Consider the following 16,748-nt stretch of genomic DNA (forward strand, 5'->3'; position numbering starts at 1 on the left):
CTTTAGATCATGCGGCAAGAAGCAGGATTTCGCGCACCTGCGCGGGGCCGTCGATCTTGCGCGGGTTGCGCGGCACCCAGGGCGTGCGCATCGCCTGCTCGGCGATGGCGTCGAAATGCTCCGGCGTGACGCGCACCTCGGCGAGGCTGCGCGGCATACCGAGCGAACGGATGAAGGCATCGAGCACGTCAGCCGCCGCGTGGCCGGGAAAGCCCATCGCGGCCGCGACGATCATCTGGCGCTCGGCATTGTCGGGCGCATTCCAGCGCATCACGGCCGGCAGCATGATGCAGGAGGTGTAGCCATGCGGCACGTCGAAGGCCGCGCCCAGCACGTAGCCGATACCGTGGCTCGCGCCCATGGGCACACCGGCGGCGAGCGCGCCCATCGACAGCCAGGTGCCGATCTGCGCATCCATTCGCGCGTCGAGGTCAGCAGGGTCAGCCTTCACCCGTGGCAGCGCGTCGGCGAGCATGGCGAGGCCCTTGACCGACTGCGCGTCGGCATAGGGATGCGTCTCGCGCGAGCAGATCGCCTCGACGCAATGATCGATGGCGCGGATGCCGGTCGAGAGGAACAGCCATTCCGGCGTGTGCACGGTGATGGCGGGATCGAGGATGGTCGCGCGCGGAACGCTGAGTGGATGCCGTAGCATCTGTTTCACATGGGCGGTGCGGTCGGTGACGCCTGCGATCGAGCTGAACTCGCCGCCGGCGATCGTGGTCGGGACGCTGATCTGACGCACGGTCGGCGCCGTCATCTCGGGCGCGACGCCCTTGTGCACGCGGATGCGCTCGATGCCGTCGACATCGTCGATGCCGTTGGCGAGGCAGAGCTGCACCGCCTTGGCGCCGTCGGTGATCGAGCCGCCGCCCACGGTGACGATCAGGTCGGCGCCCGCTTCGCGCGCCGCATTGGTGGCGGCGATCACCGCCTCGCGCGGGGTGTGCGCCGGCATGGCGTCGAAGACGCCCGCGCAGCGTGTGCCCAGGGCCTGTTTGATCTTCGCGATTTCGTCGGTCTGCCGGTTGAGCGTGCCCGACACCATCAGGAAGGCGTGGCGCGTCCCCAGCCGATCCATCTGCGCGACCACGGCCTCGGCCGCGGGGTGGCCGAACACGACTTCCTCGATCGCGCCGTAAACGACACGTCCCTGGTGCACACCAGTCCTCCCCGGACAATTCGTCTTGTTTTATGAGGGGTAATCTAGCTGAGCCGGCTCCGCCCGTCATGTGCGAAGACGCTGTCGCTCTCTCATCTTCCTCCCCCGGTTTACCGCCGGGCAATTGCATATGACGTTCGCGATGCGGCAGCATTGGCAGTGGGCTCCCTCTCCCGCTTAGCGGGGGAGGGCTGGGGTGGGGGTGTCTCCGCGTCGGGATTATCGAGAATTGCAGTGGATGTCCCTGTGTGGTGAGAGCCCTCACCCGCCGCGCGTGGGACGATGCTGCGCATCGCCCGGGGCGCGTCGGCCTCTCCCGCAAGCGGGAGAGGCGGAGCAAGCCCGCGCGGTCCTCGTGAAATCCATATGCGATTGCCTTGCGGTTTACCGGGAGAGGCGAACAAGCCCTGTCAACCCGTCATCCGGCCGGGGCATTCCTCCGAGCATTGCGCGTGCGGTGGTCTTGAAGAGTTCATCATTGAAACCCATCTTGTGGCGCCCGCGGGTACAGGCGTACCCTGCTATTTCCGCGGTTTTTATGCGAGGACCTGGGATGAACGGACCGGACGGAAGCGAGCAGTTTGTCAAAAAGCACGATTTCGTTTCGCCTCGACCTCGCGTGATCGCCGGGCTACTCGCCGCGGCATTCGGTCTTGCGGGCTGTGGTCAGCCGACCCCGCAAGCGGCCGCGCCGCCGCCCGCGCCGGTGACCGTCGCCCAGCCGGTCAAGCGCACTGTCACCGATTGGGACGAGTTCACCGGCCGCTTCGAGGCGATGGAGGAGGTGCAGGTCCGCCCGCGCGTCGGCGGGTTCGTCAACTCTGTCGAATTCCAGGATGGCGCCATCGTGCATCAGGGCGATCTGCTCTACGTCATCGACCCGCGTCCATTCGAGGCGGTGGCCACGCAGGCCGAGGGGCAGCTTTCCGATGCGCGTGCCAAGGTAGAGCTTGCAAAGCGTGAGCTCGATCGCGGTTTGAGCCTGGTGCAGACCAGCGCCGTCTCCGAGCAGGTGGTCGATCAGCGCCGTCAGGCCTTGCAGGCCGCGCACGCTGCCGAAACACAGGCCGAGGGTGCGCTCAAAGTCGCCAAGCTCAACATCGAATTCACGCATGTGACGGCGCCGCTGACCGGTCGCGTCAGCCGCCACCTTGTCAGCCCTGGCAATCTCGTGCAGGGCAGCGATACCGGAACGTCGACGCTGCTCACCTCGATCGTGACGCTCGACCCGATCTATATCTATTTCGACATGGATGAGGCGACCTTCATCAAATACAGCAAGCTGTGGTTCGAAGGCCGCCGCCCGAGTTCGCGCGATACGGCGAACCCTGTGCAGGTGACGCTCGCGGGCGAGACGAAACCATCCCGTGAAGGCAGCATCAATTTCCTCGACAACCGCCTCGATGTCTCCACCGGCACGCTGCGCAGCCGCGCCGTGATCAAGAACACCGATCTGTCGATCCTGCCGGGTCAGTTCGGTCGCGTCCGCCTGATCGGCAGCGCGCCATATGAGGCGCTTCTGATTCCCGACGTCGCGGTTGCGACCGACCAGTCCCGCAAGATCGTGTTCGTGGTGAAGCCGGACGACACTGTCGAGGCGCGTCCCGTGACTCTAGGGCCGCTCGACGACGGCCTGCGCGTGATCCGCGAAGGGCTGAAGGCGGAGGACCGTGTCATCGTCAACGGCATCCAGCGCGCCCGTGTCGGCGCCAAGGTCGCCCCGCAGACTGCGCCAGCCGGCGGCAAGCCCGGTGACAAGTCATGAACCTCGGCCGTCTCTCCATCAACCAGCCCATTCTCGCGATGGTGCTGTCGATCGTGCTGCTGATCGTCGGCGCGCTCGCTTACACCACGCTGCCTGTCTCCGAATATCCGCAAGTGGTGCCGCCGACCGTCGTCGTCACCACGCAATATCCGGGCGCCTCCGCGCAGACGGTGTCCGACACGGTTGCAGCTCCCATCGAGCAGGAGATCAACGGCGTCGAGGACATGCTGTATCTCTACAGCCAGGCGACCTCGAACGGCCAGCTCACCATCACCGTCACTTTCAAGCTCGGCACCGATCTCGACAAGGCTCAGGTGCTGGTGCAGAACCGCGTTGCCATCGCGCAGCCGCGCCTGCCTGAAGAGGTTCAGCGCAACGGCGTCACGACGCGCAAGAACTCGCCTGACATTCTGATGGTCGTGTTCATGCTGTCGCCGGACGACACCTTCGACCAGCTCTACATCTCCAACTACGCGCTGCTCCAGGTCCGCGACCAGCTGCTCCGGATCGACGGCGTCGGCGACATCCAGATCTTCGGTGCACGCGATTATTCGATGCGGCTATGGCTCGATCCTGACCGGATCGCCAATCTCGGCCTGACGTCGGCCGAAGTGCTCGCCGCGATCCGTGCGCAGAACGTGCAGATCGCGGGCGGCCAGATCGCCGAACCGCCGATCGCCGACCGCGCCTTCCAGCCGAACCTCACCTTCACGGGGCGATTGAAAGACCAGAAGCAGTTCGAGGACATCCTGATCAAGGCCGGCTCCGACGGCCGCACGGTGCGCCTGCGCGACGTCGCCCGTATCGAGCTCGGTGCTCTCGCCTACTCCACCAACAGCTTCCTGCTGCGCAAATCGGCGGTCGCGATGCTGGTGACGCAGCGACCGGGATCGAACGCGCTCGCGACCGCGAAGCACATTTCGGACACGATGACGAAGCTGAAGGAGACCTTTCCGAAGGGCCTCGACTTCAATATCGGCTACAACCCGACCGAGTTCATCGCGCAATCCGTCCATGAGCTGATCAAGACCATCTACGAGGCCATGTTGCTCGTGGTCGTCGTGGTGCTGGTGTTCCTGCAGGGATGGCGGCCCGCGATCATCCCGATCATCGCGATCCCGGTTTCACTGGTCGGCACCTTCGCGGTGATGGCGGCGCTCGGCTTCTCGATCAACAATCTCACGCTGTTCGGGCTCGTTCTCGCCGTCGGTATCGTGGTCGACGACGCCATCGTGGTGGTCGAGAATGTCGAGCGGCATCTCGAGCATGGCATGAGCCGGCGCGATGCCGCGCTGAAGACGATGGAGGAGGTGGGCGGCGCATTGGTGTCGATCGCGCTGGTGCTGTGCGCGGTGTTCGTCCCGACTGCGTTTCTGGGCGGCATCTCAGGGCAGTTCTTTCAGCAATTCGCCGTCACCATTGCGGTCGCGACCGCAATCTCCTGTTTCTGCTCGTTGACGCTATCGCCGGCGCTGGCCTCGCTTCTCCTCGTCCCGCATGAGGAGAAACGGCCGCCGGCGCGCTGGAATCTTGTTGCACGCGGCTGGAACGCTTTCACGGGCGTGTTTAACCGCGTGTTCGACCGGCTCGCGCATGGCTATGCCGGCCTCGCCAATTTCGTGATCCGCCATTCCGCGGTGATGATCCTGATCTACGTCGTGCTGATCGGCAGCGCCGGCTGGCTGATCGGGACCACGTCGCAAGGCTTTATTCCGGCGCAGGACCGCGGCTACGTCATCATCTCCGTGCAATTGCCGGGTGCCGCTTCGCTGGCACGCACCACCGAGGTCGTGCGCGAGATCGAGCGGATCGCGCTGGATACGCCGGGTATCATCCGCGTCGCCGCTTTCGCCGGCTTCTCCGGCGCGACGCGGACGCAGGCCGGCAACGCGGCGGCGCTCTTCCCGGTGTTCGACGAGCCCGAGGCGCGGATCAAGAAGGGGCTGACTGCGAACGCCATCACGGGCGAGCTGCGCAAGCGGCTCGCTGCAATCCAGGGCGCGTTCATCATTGTCATTCCGCCACCGGCCGTGCCCGGCATCGGCACCGGCGGCGGCTTCGCCATCCGCATCCAGGACCGCCAAGGCCGCGGGCCGGAGCTGCTCGCCGCGGCCACCGACGAGCTTGTCGCCGCGGCGCGAAAATCGCCCGCGCTGCTCGCTCCCACGGTGTTCTCGCCATTCTCGGCCAATACGCCGCAGCTCTTCGTCGATATCGACCGCACCAAGGCGCAGAAGCTCGGCGTCCCCATCGCCAACATCAACGACACGATCCAGACCTATTTCGGATCGACCTATGTCAACGACTTCAACCTGTTCGGCCGCACCTACCACGTCACCGCACAGGCCGACTTCCCGTTCCGAAAAGAGCCGAGCGATCTTGCGCGGCTGCGGACGCGCAACGCCTCCGGCGACATGGTGATGCTCGGCAGCGTGGTCGACTTCAAGGACATCTCCGGCCCCGACCGCGTCGCTCGCTACAATCTCTATGCGGCATCCGAGCTCCAGGGCGAGCCGGCGCCGGGCACCAGCTCGACCACCGCGCTCAACGCGATCAAGAAGCTCGCCGATGACACCCTGCCAAGCGGCTTCAGCTTCGAATGGACCGATCTGTCCTACCAGCAGATCACTGGCGGCAATGCGGGTCTCTACGTGTTCCCGATCTGCGTGCTGTTCGTCTATCTCGTGCTCGCCGCGCAATATGGCAGCTGGACCTTGCCGTTCGCGGTGATCCTGATCGTGCCGATGTGCCTGTTGGCCGCCACCATCGGCGTGCGCATCATGGGGCAGGACGTCAACATCCTCACCCAGATCGGTTTCGTCGTGCTGGTGGGGCTGGCGGCAAAGAACGCGATCCTGATCGTCGAGTTTGCCCGCGACATCGAGAAAGAAGGCAAGCCGCGGCTGGAGGCCGTGATCGATGCCTGCCGCCTGCGCCTGCGGCCGATCCTGATGACGTCCTTCGCCTTCATCCTCGGCGTGCTGCCGCTGGTGATCTCGTCCGGCTCCGGCTCGGAGATGCGGCAAGCCGTCGGCGTCGCCGTGTTCTTCGGCATGATCGGTGTCACCCTGTTCGGGCTGTTGTTCACGCCGATCTTCTACGTGGTGGTGAGGAACCTGGCCGAGGGGAAGAACGAGGGGAAGCCGAAGGCGGTGGGCTGATCGTAGTCAGTGCAGCGCCATCGCATCAACACCCACAGTGTCGTCCCGGCCTTCGCCGGGACGACACCGCTTCTTTGGTGCACACCTCCATACTAACGACCAACATGCAATGGATGGGCACCGCCGGGGTTCTTCACTAGTATCCGCGCGATTTCAAAACAGAAAACTGCTGGGAGCTAACCTATGAAATCAACACTTTTGGCCGCTGTCGCAATTTCGGCTTTGCTGCTGGCCGCGCCGGCCTCCGCGCAAGGCGTCAAGATCGGCATCCTCAACGACCAGTCCGGCGTCTATGCCGATTACGGCGGCAAATGGTCGGTCGAGGCCGCCAGGATGGCGATCGAGGATTTCGGCGGCGAGGTGCTCGGCCAGAAGGTGGAACTCGTCACCGCCGACCACCAGAACAAGCCGGATCTCGCCACCTCGATCGCGCGCCGCTGGTACGACGTCGAGAACGTCGACATGATCACGGAGCTGACGACCTCGTCGGTCGCGCTCGCGATCCACGAGCTCTCCAAGGAAAAGAAGAAGATCGACATCGTCGTCGGCGCTGCGACCTCGCGCCTCACCGGCGATGCCTGCCAGCCCTACGGTTTCCACTGGGCGTATGACACCCGTGCGCTCGGTGTCGGCACCGGCGGCTCGCTGACCAAGGCCGGCGGCGATAGCTGGTTCTTCCTGACCGCGGACTACGCCTTCGGCTACGCGCTGGAAAAGGACACCAGCGAGATCGTCACGGCCAATGGCGGCAAGGTGCTTGGCTCGGTGCGCGTGCCGCTCAACTCCTCGGACTTTTCCTCCTTCCTGCTCCAGGCCCAGAGCTCGAAGGCGAAGATCGTCGGCCTTGCCAATGCCGGCCTCGACACCACCAACTCGATCAAGCAGGCGTCCGAGTTCGGCATCGTCTCCGGTGGCCAGAAGCTCGCGGGCCTCTTGATGACGCTCGCCGAAGTGAACGGCCTCGGCTTGCAGGCCGCGCAGGGCCTGGTGCTGACCGAGGGCTATTACTGGGATATCAACGACCGCACCCGCAATCTCGGCGAACGCTTTCTCAAGCGCACCGGCCGGATGCCGAACATGATCCAGGCCGGCACCTATTCGGCGACGCTGAGCTATCTCAAAGCAGTGAAGGCCGCCGGCACCAAGGATCCGGATGCGGTCGCCAAGAAGCTGAAGGAACTGCCGGTCGACGACGACTTCGCGCAAGGCGGCAAGGTGCTCGAGAACGGCCGCATGGTGCACGACATGTATCTGTTCGAAGTCAAGAAGCCCTCCGAATCGAAGAAGCCCTGGGACTATTACAAGCAGCTCGCGGTCGTTCCCGGCGAGAAGGCGTTCTTCACCGCCAAGGAGAGCGGCTGCCCGCTGACGAAGTGAGACTATTTATGTCGTCCTGGCGAAAGCCAGGACCCATTACCCCAGCCGGCAATTGTTGAAACAAATTGTGCCACCATCGTGCCCATAACCACATCCCGCGGCTATGGGTCCTGGCTTTCGCCAGGACGACGCCGAGTGTGTAGGAACGGCCCGCCCCTCACACCAGCCGCAGCACCGCCGCTCCCAGCGCCCCCGCCCACAGCGCAATGGCCGCGATGCCCTGAATGAAAAATCCCGGGCCGCGTTTTGCGGCGGCCTTCGAATAGCCGATGAAGTAGACGATGCGGCCGGCAATCCAGATCGCACCGATCGCTGCTGCACCGGCATCATTGATGTAAATCGCGAACAGCCAGAGCGACGGCAGGAAGATCGGCATCCATTCCAGCGTGTTCATCTGGATCCGGAACGCGCGCTCGAAATCCGGATGGCCCGACATTGCCGGCACCTTGACGCCGGTTTTGGTGCGCGAGCGCGACACGTTGATGGTGGTGAAGAAGTAGAACAGGATCGCCAGCAGCGTGACGAGGGCGGTGAGGTGATACATCGCTAGTCCCTTCGAAGAGGTCCCGGTTCAATACCCGGTCAGCTCGAGATAGCCAACGCCGTCATGGGTGCCGGCAAAGCTGATCGGTCCTTCCCAATAGGAAAAACCGGTCCCCATCCACGCCTTTGGATTGAGCGGCTTGCACTGGATCGAGAACGAGCGCGAATGGACCGCGATCTGCCATTCGACCGGCAGCTCGCGCCCTGCCACCTCAGCCGTCGCCTTTGGAATCATCTGGATATCGGCACCCGCGATCATCTGCGTCTCGCCTGTCGCGCTGATCCAGTTGCCGAATGGATAGTCCCTGCCATCCTTCTGGCGCAACCGGTACAGCATCAGCTTGTCGCCGGACGCGAGATGCAGCGACAGCCAGTCCCAGCCGGTCTGGTCGGCGTCGAGCGGTTGGCTGCTCCATTCGCGGTCCATCCAGGCCTGGCCGGAAACATCGACCGGCCTGTCGTCGATGGTGAGGGTGCCACGGGCGCGATAGAACGGCTGGCTGTAATAGTAGGAAGCCTGCCCGCGCTCCGACTTGCGGCTGTAGCCGCCGTCGCCCTGCAACACCACTGGACGATCGGTCTCGAGCGTCAGCGCGTAACTGAAGTCGGCGCCGGAGGCCTTCAGCGTCAGCGGCGCGAGGGTTCGATCGCCGGTGTGCTCGGATCCGTTCATCTCCCAATCGTCGATCCAGGCTGAGAACGGCTTCGCCGTGACGCCGGCCTGCCCCACACCGCCGCGGGAAAACAGCTCGCTGAAACGATGGGTGTCGGCGCGCGTCACCGCCGCATGCGCCATCCACACCTGTTGATTGGCCCAGCGTTCACCCTGCGGCCCCGGCTGCGTTGCCTGGCGAAACAGCGTCCATTGCAGGCCGCACGCGGCGCCACTGGCGTCTACGAGATTCGCCGTGAGATACCACCACTCGATCCGAAACTCCGGATGCGGCCCGTGATCGCCCGGAAAGGCGAACGTCTTTCCCGGCGTCACTTTAGCAAAGCCGTCGGCGTTCTCGCCGAGCCCCGCGTAGCCTTGCGCGCCCGCACGGCGAACAGCCGCGAGGGCGGCGATTCCACCGGCGAAGGTGCGCCGCGAGATCCTGTCAGCGCTCATTGGCAAACACCTTGACGAGGCTAGCCGGCTGCATTCGGGCCAGTCGGATCATCGGCAGCAGGGCGGCAAGCAACGAGGCGAACAGCGCGACCGCGACCAGCTCGACGAGTTGCAACGGAAACACATGGAAAGGCAGCCGCCAGCCGAACGCCTTGACGTTGACGATCGCGATCAGGCACCACGCCACCAGCAGCCCGAGCGGTACGGCCAGGAGCGACGTGAACAGCGCAACCGACAGCGTCTTGGTCAATTCGATCGCGGCAAGGCGCGACCGCGTGATGCCGATCGCCCAGAGCGGCGCAAGCTGCGGCAGGCGCGAGTTCGCCAGTGTGAGAAGGCTGGTCAGAAGCGCAATCCCGGCGACGCCGAGCGTGAATGCGTTCAGCGCCGACGTCACCGCAAAGGTGCGATTGAAGATCCGGATCGACTCGGCCTTCACCGTCGCCTGGTCGGCGACGCTGCGGTCGTCGAGCGCAAACTGCTTCTGCAGCGCCGCAATTAGGACGGGGATGTTTTCCTTCGCGACGATCAGGCCGATGCGTGTCTGCGGCGTCTGCGGAAATTGCCGGATCAGCGCCGCGACGTTCACCGCAAGCTGGCCCTTGGGGTTGCCGTAGTCGGCATAGATGCCGACGATGTCGAGCTCCCAGGTTCCGCCCGGCGCCGGAACGTCAACGACATCGCCCACGCGGACGTTGAGGCGGCGGCTCAACTGCTCGCTGATGAACGCGGCATTGCCGGGTATGAGCCGGGTCCAGGCACGCGGCGCGGCTTCCAGCAGCGGCCAGCGCTCGCGATAGAGCGCGTGATCGGGCAGGCCAAGCAATTCCACCGGCTGCCCATGTACCTGCGCCTCGGCGCGTCCGCCCGACAGCATCGCCTCGACATCGCTGCGCTCCTTCAGCCAGTTGCGGATCGCGACGCCTTTGGCATTGTCGGAGGCGCTGATGTAGACGTCGGCCGCGAGCCGCCCGTTGAGCCAACCGATGAACGTGCGGCTGAACGTTTCCACCATGGTGGACACCCCGACATTGACGGCGAGCGCGAGCAGCAGCGCCATCAGCGCCAGCGACAAACCCGAGAGCTGCTGCCGGCTGTCCGCCCAGAACCACAGGGCAAGCGGCTGTCGTGCGAAACGCTGCCCGACGCGCAAGATGATGTCGAGGAACGCCGGCAGGATCAACGCGGCGCCGAGCATCAGCGCTGCCAGCACGCCAAAGCCCGCGATCAGCGATTGCCCGTACTGGAGCAGCAACAGCGCGACCGCGAACACGGCGCAGGCAGCCCCGCTTTGCAGGATCAGCCAACGGCGCTGCCTCTGTTGCCAGGCGCGCGGCTGCGCGGTCGCCAGCACCGGCATCCTGACAGCCTTGATCAGGCTGGTCGCGGCCGCGACCAGCGCGCCCGCAATGCTGATGCCGATTCCGGCGAGCCACCATTCAGGTCGCAAGCTGAGCTGCCCCGGGATTTGCGCGCCATAGAGTCCCCGCAGGGATGCTGCGACGTCGGGCAAGAGCGCGGCTGCAATGAAATAGCCGCAGGCTAGCCCGATCAGGCCTGCGACCAGCGACAGCGCCACGAGCTCGACAACCAGCACGGTGTTGACGAGTCGCGCCGAGGCACCGCAGGCCCGCAGCGTACGCAGCATCGGCAGCCGCTGCTCGAAGGCGAGGCCGACGGCCGAATTGACGATGAAGAGACCGACGAAGAACGACAGCAGGCCGAACGCGGTGAGGTTGAGATGAAAGCTGTCGGTGAGGCGCTCCAGCTCGGTCTCCGCATCCGGCTCGACCCGCTGCAAGCGGTCGCCGACGACGCTCGCCAATGGCGCAGGCTTGCCCTTCGGTTTGCCGATCAGAAGCCGCGAGATCTGGTCCGGCTTGTTCAGCAGCCGCTGCGCCACGCCGATATCGACCACCAGCACGTCGGGCACGAGCTGCGGCAGCACGCGCAGCGGCGGCAGTTTTGCGCCGTTGCTGATCGCCGGTGCCGCGCCCTCCTGCTCCTGCAAGTCGTTCAGCGTTTCCTTCGCCACCAACGTCTGGCCAGGCGGCGCGACGAAGCTGCTCAGATCGCCGGCGCCTAGGCGGGGTGCGTTGCCGACATCGACCGGCAGCGTCACCGGCTCGATGCCGAGCAGCCGGACCGAACGCCCGTTGACCTGGACCCGGCCCTCCAGCATCGGCGAGACCGGCCAGCCGGCGCGGCGGAGCTTGACGAACAGCTCCTGCGGAAAAGTCGCGGCATCAGGCGCGACCAGCATCGGCGTCCGCGCGCCGCCGAAGGTTGCCGCGGCGCGGTCATAGGCGTTGCGGGCCTGCTGATTGATGGCCTGCACGCCGCTCCACAGCGCAGTCGCCGCGATCAGCCCGATCAGGAGCGTCGCGAACTGCATCTTGTGGCGCCGCCAGTGGCTGAGCAGCACGGCGAGGACCCAGAGCGCGCGCCTCATGCGATCCGCCCGGCATGCAGGTTGACGTGGCGATCGAGTGTCGCGGCCAGATGCAGGCTGTGCGTCACCATCAGAAAGCCGCAGCCGGTGCGCGTGACGAGGTCGCCCGTCAGCGCCAGCACGTCCTCGGCGGTGGCCTCGTCGAGATTGCCGGTCGGCTCGTCCGCCAGCAGCAACGACGGCTTTGTTGCCAGGGCCCGGCCGATCGCGACCCGTTGCTGCTGTCCGCCCGATAATTGTTCTGGATAACGCTTGAGCAGCCCGCCAAGCCCGAGACGCTCGATCAGCTCGTTATACCAAGCCTCGTCGTACCGGCCGGCGATCCGCGCCTGAAACACCAGATTATCCCCGACCGACAAACTCGGGATCAGGTTGTATTGTTGAAACACCAGGCCGATCCGGTCGCGCCGCAGGCCCGCGCGTCCCGCATCCGACAATTTGGTGACCTCGGTGTCTTCCAGCCGGATCGTGCCGCCATCGGCGGTATCGAGCCCTGCGATCAGGTGCAGCAGCGTGCTCTTGCCGCTGCCGGACTCGCCGGTCAGTGCGACGCGTTCGCCGGCCTTGAGGTCGAGATCGACGCCGCGCAGGACATGGACCGGCTCACCGGCCGAAGAGAACGTCTTGGAGAGGTTTCGGATGCTCAGCACGATGAATGGCGCCGGACGGAATTAGCGGAATTGCTGCGTAGCACACTTGCTGCGGAAATGCCGGGTTGCGTTGCTATTGAAGCCGTTGTTAGCTCCCAAGAGGATCACATCAAAAAAGTGCCAAAAAGGGACGACGGGGAGAACGATGAGCGCTCAGGCAACGCAGCCCGCGGCGGGCAAGATGACGGGGACGTCCAAGGAAGCGCAAAAGCAAACGCCCAAGCAAACGCCCAAGCAAACGCCCAAGCAAACGCCCAAGCAAACGCCCAAGCAAACGCCCAAGGAAACGCCGAAGGAAACGCCGAAGGGTGCCTGGACCGTTACATTTCTTCTGTTTCTTTTCATGCTGGTGAACTTCGCCGACAAGATCGTCGTCGGTCTTGCGGGCGTTCCGATCATGACGGAGCTGAAGCTCGAGCCCGAGCAGTTCGGCCTGCTTGGCTCGTCGTTTTTCTTCCTGTTCTCGATCTCGGCGATCGTGGTCGGCTTCATCGTCAACAAGGTACCGACCCGCTGGGTGCTGTTGACGCTCGCGGTGATCTGGGCGCTGACGCAGTTTCCGATGGTCGGCACCGTCTCGTTCACCACGCTCCTGGTCTGCCGCATCGTGCTCGGCGCCGGCGAAGGCCCGGCGGCCTCGGTGGCGATGCACGCAGTCTACAAATGGTTCCCCGACGAGAAGCGCACGATGCCGACCGCAATCCTGTCGCAGGGTTCGGCCTTTGGCGTGATCCTGGCGGTGCCGGCGCTGAACTGGATCATCGTCAACCATTCCTGGCACTATGCATTCGGCGCCCTCGGAATCGTAGGGCTGATCTGGGTCGCCGCCTGGCTCGCACTCGGCAAGGAAGGCCCGCTGGACACCCACGCGTCGGCCGTGATCGAATCTAGAATACCTTATCTCCAGCTTCTGACATCGCGCACGTTCATCGGCTGCGTGACCGCGACCTTCGGCGCCTATTGGGCGCTGTCGCTCGGGCTCACCTGGTTCACGCCCTTCATCGTCAAGGGCCTCGGCTTTTCGCAGTCTCAGGCGGGCTTCGTCTCGATCCTGCCCTGGGTGTTCGGGGCGACCATCGTCATTCTCACGGGCTGGATCTCGCAGGTGATGCTGGCGCGCGGCTACACGTCGCGGATTTCGCGCGGCGTGCTCGGCTCGGTACCGCTGATCGTCGGCGGCCTGATCCTCGCGATGATGCCGCACGTCCAGGGCGCCGGCCTCCAGATCGCCCTGCTTGTGGTCGGCTCCGGCCTGTGCGGCGCGATCTACGTCGTCTGCCCGCCCATGCTCGGCGAATTCACGCCGACGTCGCAGCGCGGCGCGGTTCTCGCGATCTACGGTGCGCTCTATACGCTTTCGGGCATCGTCGCGCCGCTGGTGATGGGCAGCGTGATCCAGCGCGCCGGCAGCATGCTCGACGGCTACATGACCGGCTTCACCATCAACGCCGCGATCATGGTCGGCTCCGGCCTGCTCGGACTGCTCCTGCTCTGGCCCAACACGGAAAAGGCCAGGCTGACCGGTGGAGCTACGCCGCAGGCAACACCGCTGAAGAGCGCGGTGTCGCCGACGTAACGGGGCATCCGCCAACCCAATCACAACTGTCATCCCGGCGAAGGCCGGGATCCATACCCACGATTTTTAGCTTGGCGAAGACTGGTATTGACCAGCTCGCGCCACAACACCTTTCGGTGGCTATGGCCCGACCATCGAGTTTGTTGCTCAAGCCGCGATTGGCCGCTTCCGCTCCGTGAACGGCGACAGCACCACCGTCGCGACCATGAAGATCACGGACGCCCCGAACACCCAATGCGGCGCGCTCTGGTCCATGATCCAGCCGAACAGCAGCGGGCTGACGATGCCGCCGAGATTGAAGCCGGTGGAGACGATGCCGAAGGCGCGGCCGGCCGCGCCGGGAGGTGCTGCATTGCGCACCAGCATGTCGCGCGAGGGCGCGATCACGCCGGAGAGGAATCCCGCGGCCGCCATCGTGGCGGTCAGCGCCCAGCCCGGCAGCGTGACCAGCGCGATCAGCAGCACGATCGCCGCGTTCGCGGCAAAGCAGACGGCGGCGACATAGCCGTGGCGCTCGGTGTGGTCGGCAAGGAAGCCGCCCGCGAGCACGCCGGCGGCGCTCGCACCGAGGAAGGCGGTGAGCGCGACATTGGCCGCGGAATAGGTCGCGCCATAGCCACTCATCAGCGCCACCACGCCGAAATTGTTGATGCCGGCGACCGACAGGCTGAGCAGCATGAACAGTGCCGTCAGCGTGATCAGCGCCGGCGTGATCACGGCTTGTTTGGGTGCGTTCTCGGTGCCTGGCTTGGTCTTGTGCGCGCCGGCATCGGGAATGTTCATGGTCACCAGCAACAGCGCGACCAGAACGCCGATCGCGCCCGATGCGATCAGCGCACCGGTACCGCCGGACACCGTGACCAGCGCGGCGACGATCGCCGGTGCCACCGCGCCGCCGAAATAGCCGGCAAAGGTATGGATCGAGAAAGCGCGGCCCATCCGCCCTTCGTCCATGTGCTCGGCGAGGATGGCGTAATCGGCGGGATGGTAGACGCTGTTGGCGAGCCCGAGCAGAACGGCGCAGGCGACCAGCGAGGCATAGCTGAGGTGCAGGCCGAGCAGGATCAGCGCGAGGCCGCCGAGGGTGAGGCCGCCCAGCAGGATCCGTCGCGCGCCAAAATGGTCGACGAGATAGCCGGTCGGCGCCTGCGTCAGCCCCGACACCACGGCCGACACCGTCAGCGCAAAGCCGAGTTCGACATAGCCGACGCCGAGTTGATTCTTGAGGAACGGAAACAGCATCGGCAGGACCAGCAGATGAAAATGGCTGACCCAATGCGCGATCGAGATTCCCGTCAGCGTGCGTAGCGCGCTGTCCGCCTTGCCTTGTTGCGGTGCGGCGAGAACGTCGACCATTGCAGTTCCGTTTCACGTCCTTTGGAGACGCGCAAACTATCGGGCAGAGCGGTTATTTGTCCATGAACGCAGGCGCATGGCAGTAGCGCGGGGCGGGGGATTCCCCGCCGTCGTCCTGGCGAAAGCCAGGACCCATCACCCCAGGAAGCAGTTTGGCGAAAACTCGTGGTCCGGTACTGCGACCATCCACGATCGAGAGATCACGCGGTATGGATCCTGGCTTTCGCCAGGACGACAGTTGAGAGCGAGGCAAGAGCCGAGCCCTCAAAACGGCTCGTCATCCGGCCCGTAGCGGTCGCGCTTTGGTGTCGCGATGTCGCCGTCTTCGTAATCATCATCGTCGGTGTCGCGCGGAGGCGGAGGCTTCTTCGCCTTGTCTTTTGCTGGCGTGTCGTCCGCAATTTTGGGCGGCGCGCTCGGCTTGCCGATCTTGGCCATGGCTGGTCCCGGATGGTGATGCTGCGCCCGATCCTATCCCGAAGATATGTGCGGTTCCTGACTTATCTCAAGTCGTCAGTGCACCACCGGCCCGCCGGCCTTCTTCCAGGCATCGATGCCGCCGGCGATGTGGGCAGTGTTGGTGAGCCCGGCCTCCTTGGCGGCGGCGACAGCCATCGCGGAGCGCTCACCGAAGGCGCAGAAGAACACGACGCGGCGGCCGGTGGCGGCCGCGACCTCGCGCAGCATGCCGCCGGGCTTGAGGCTGTCCTCAACGGACGGATAGGGCGTATGCAGCGCGCCTTCGAGCATGCCGTGCTTCGTCCGCTCATTGGTCTCGCGCAAATCGACCAGCAGGATATCGGGACGGCCGAGGCTGCGGATCGCCTCGACGGCGCGGAGCGCACGGCCTTCTTTCTCCAGCTCCTCCTGGTGCAGGCCGACATGCATGTTGGCGGGCACCGCGACGTCCATCATCTTCGGGTTGGGCAGCTTCAGATTGGCCATCAGCTCGATGTAATCGTCGACCGAGCGCACCTGGAGCCGCGGATTGTAGCGCTTCTCCTCGCCGATGGTGGAGACGGTGTCGCCCTTGTAGTCATGCGCCGGAAACACCATGGTCTCGTCGGGCAGCTTGAGCAGGCGGTTGAAGATCGAATCGTACTGCGCACGCGACGAGCCGTTCTGGAAATCGGTGCGGCCGGTGCCGCGGATCAGCAGCGTATCGCCGGTGAAGACGCGGTCGCCCATCAAATAGGAATAGGAATCGTCGGTGTGGCCGGGCGTGTACATCACGTCGAGCGCCAGGCCCTCGATCGTCACCTTGTCGCCGTCGGCAACCCGCATCGCCACCACGTCGGCCTTGGTCTGGTCGCCCATCACGGTCATGCAATGGGTGCGGTCGCGCAGCTCGCCGAGGCCGGTGACGTGGTCGGCGTGCAGATGGGTGTCCACGGCCTTGACCAGCTTGAGATCGAGCTCGCGCAGCAGCTGGCAGTAGCGGTCCACCTTCTCCAGCACGGGATCGAGGATCAGCGCCTCGCCGCCGGCGCGGCTCGCCAGGAGATAGCTGTAGGTACCCGAAACACTGTCGAAGAGCTGGCGGAAAATCATGGCAAGACCCGGCGTGGAGTGATTCCAATTCTACTACGCCGCGG

The 16,748-nt window shown here is 65.0% G+C and carries 12 protein-coding genes; 4 read left to right on the forward strand and 8 right to left on the reverse strand.

Going from position 1 to position 16,748, the window contains the following annotated elements:
• Positions 1 to 7: 7 nt before the first annotated feature.
• Positions 8 to 1,162 carry an iron-containing alcohol dehydrogenase gene (locus tag AC0L2F_RS22645; RefSeq protein WP_473249904.1) on the reverse strand — a complete coding sequence of 385 codons (1,155 nt, stop codon included), beginning with the start codon at positions 1,160 to 1,162 and terminating at the stop codon, positions 8 to 10.
• Between the two features lie 553 nt (positions 1,163 to 1,715).
• On the opposite strand from AC0L2F_RS22645, the gene AC0L2F_RS22650 reads away from it, so the two are divergent.
• The 3 genes from AC0L2F_RS22650 to AC0L2F_RS22660 all read left to right on the forward strand — a co-directional run bounded on the left by AC0L2F_RS22650 (position 1,716) and on the right by AC0L2F_RS22660 (position 7,465).
• Entirely contained in the window at positions 1,716 to 2,927 is a 1,212-nt protein-coding gene (locus AC0L2F_RS22650) for an efflux RND transporter periplasmic adaptor subunit (RefSeq protein WP_473249905.1), read from the forward strand.
• Positions 2,924 to 6,088, forward strand: a complete 3,165-nt coding sequence (locus AC0L2F_RS22655; protein ID WP_473249906.1) for an efflux RND transporter permease subunit — start codon at positions 2,924 to 2,926, stop codon at positions 6,086 to 6,088. Before AC0L2F_RS22650 ends, AC0L2F_RS22655 begins: the two co-directional genes overlap by 4 nt.
• Before the next feature lie 183 nt (positions 6,089 to 6,271).
• A complete protein-coding gene (locus AC0L2F_RS22660) occupies positions 6,272 to 7,465 on the forward strand; it encodes an ABC transporter substrate-binding protein (RefSeq protein WP_473249907.1) in 1,194 nt (397 codons plus the stop codon).
• A gap of 157 nt (positions 7,466 to 7,622) precedes the next feature.
• Here the strand turns inward: AC0L2F_RS22660 and AC0L2F_RS22665 are convergent, their stop codons facing one another.
• Genes AC0L2F_RS22665 through AC0L2F_RS22680 form a run of 4 tightly spaced genes read right to left on the reverse strand, consistent with a single transcriptional unit; the run spans position 7,623 to position 12,221 of the window.
• A complete protein-coding gene (locus tag AC0L2F_RS22665) occupies positions 7,623 to 8,009 on the reverse strand; it encodes an MAPEG family protein (protein WP_473249908.1) in 387 nt (128 codons plus the stop codon).
• Positions 8,010 to 8,036: 27 nt separating this feature from the next.
• Positions 8,037 to 9,119 (reverse strand): lipocalin-like domain-containing protein, encoded by a 1,083-nt coding sequence (locus tag AC0L2F_RS22670; RefSeq protein WP_473249909.1) that lies wholly within the window; start codon positions 9,117 to 9,119, stop codon positions 8,037 to 8,039.
• On the reverse strand, positions 9,109 to 11,571 hold the full coding sequence (locus AC0L2F_RS22675) for an ABC transporter permease (protein ID WP_473249910.1): 2,463 nt from the start codon (positions 11,569 to 11,571) through the stop codon (positions 9,109 to 9,111). The genes AC0L2F_RS22670 and AC0L2F_RS22675 overlap by 11 nt, the downstream gene beginning before the upstream one ends.
• Positions 11,568 to 12,221, reverse strand: coding sequence for an ABC transporter ATP-binding protein (locus AC0L2F_RS22680; RefSeq protein WP_473249911.1), 654 nt, complete (start codon positions 12,219 to 12,221; stop codon positions 11,568 to 11,570). Before AC0L2F_RS22680 ends, AC0L2F_RS22675 begins: the two co-directional genes overlap by 4 nt.
• Positions 12,222 to 12,366: 145 nt before the next feature.
• Between AC0L2F_RS22680 and AC0L2F_RS22685 the strand changes: the two genes are divergently transcribed.
• Entirely contained in the window at positions 12,367 to 13,797 is a 1,431-nt protein-coding gene (locus AC0L2F_RS22685; RefSeq protein ID WP_473249912.1) for an MFS transporter, read from the forward strand.
• A gap of 147 nt (positions 13,798 to 13,944) precedes the next feature.
• On the opposite strand, the gene AC0L2F_RS22690 is transcribed toward AC0L2F_RS22685, so the two are convergent.
• From AC0L2F_RS22690 to AC0L2F_RS22700, 3 genes are all read right to left on the reverse strand, one after another.
• Positions 13,945 to 15,153 (reverse strand): MFS transporter, encoded by a 1,209-nt coding sequence (locus tag AC0L2F_RS22690; protein ID WP_473249913.1) that lies wholly within the window; start codon positions 15,151 to 15,153, stop codon positions 13,945 to 13,947.
• A 264-nt stretch (positions 15,154 to 15,417) separates the two neighbouring features.
• A complete protein-coding gene (locus AC0L2F_RS22695) occupies positions 15,418 to 15,591 on the reverse strand; it encodes a hypothetical protein (RefSeq protein WP_007615856.1) in 174 nt (57 codons plus the stop codon).
• A 75-nt stretch (positions 15,592 to 15,666) separates the two neighbouring features.
• The gene (locus tag AC0L2F_RS22700; protein ID WP_473249914.1) at positions 15,667 to 16,704 is read right to left on the reverse strand and encodes an MBL fold metallo-hydrolase; all 1,038 of its coding nucleotides are present in this window, start codon (positions 16,702 to 16,704) and stop codon (positions 15,667 to 15,669) included.
• Positions 16,705 to 16,748 lie beyond the last annotated feature (44 nt).

Source organism: Bradyrhizobium sp. Ken64 (assembly GCF_055807555.1).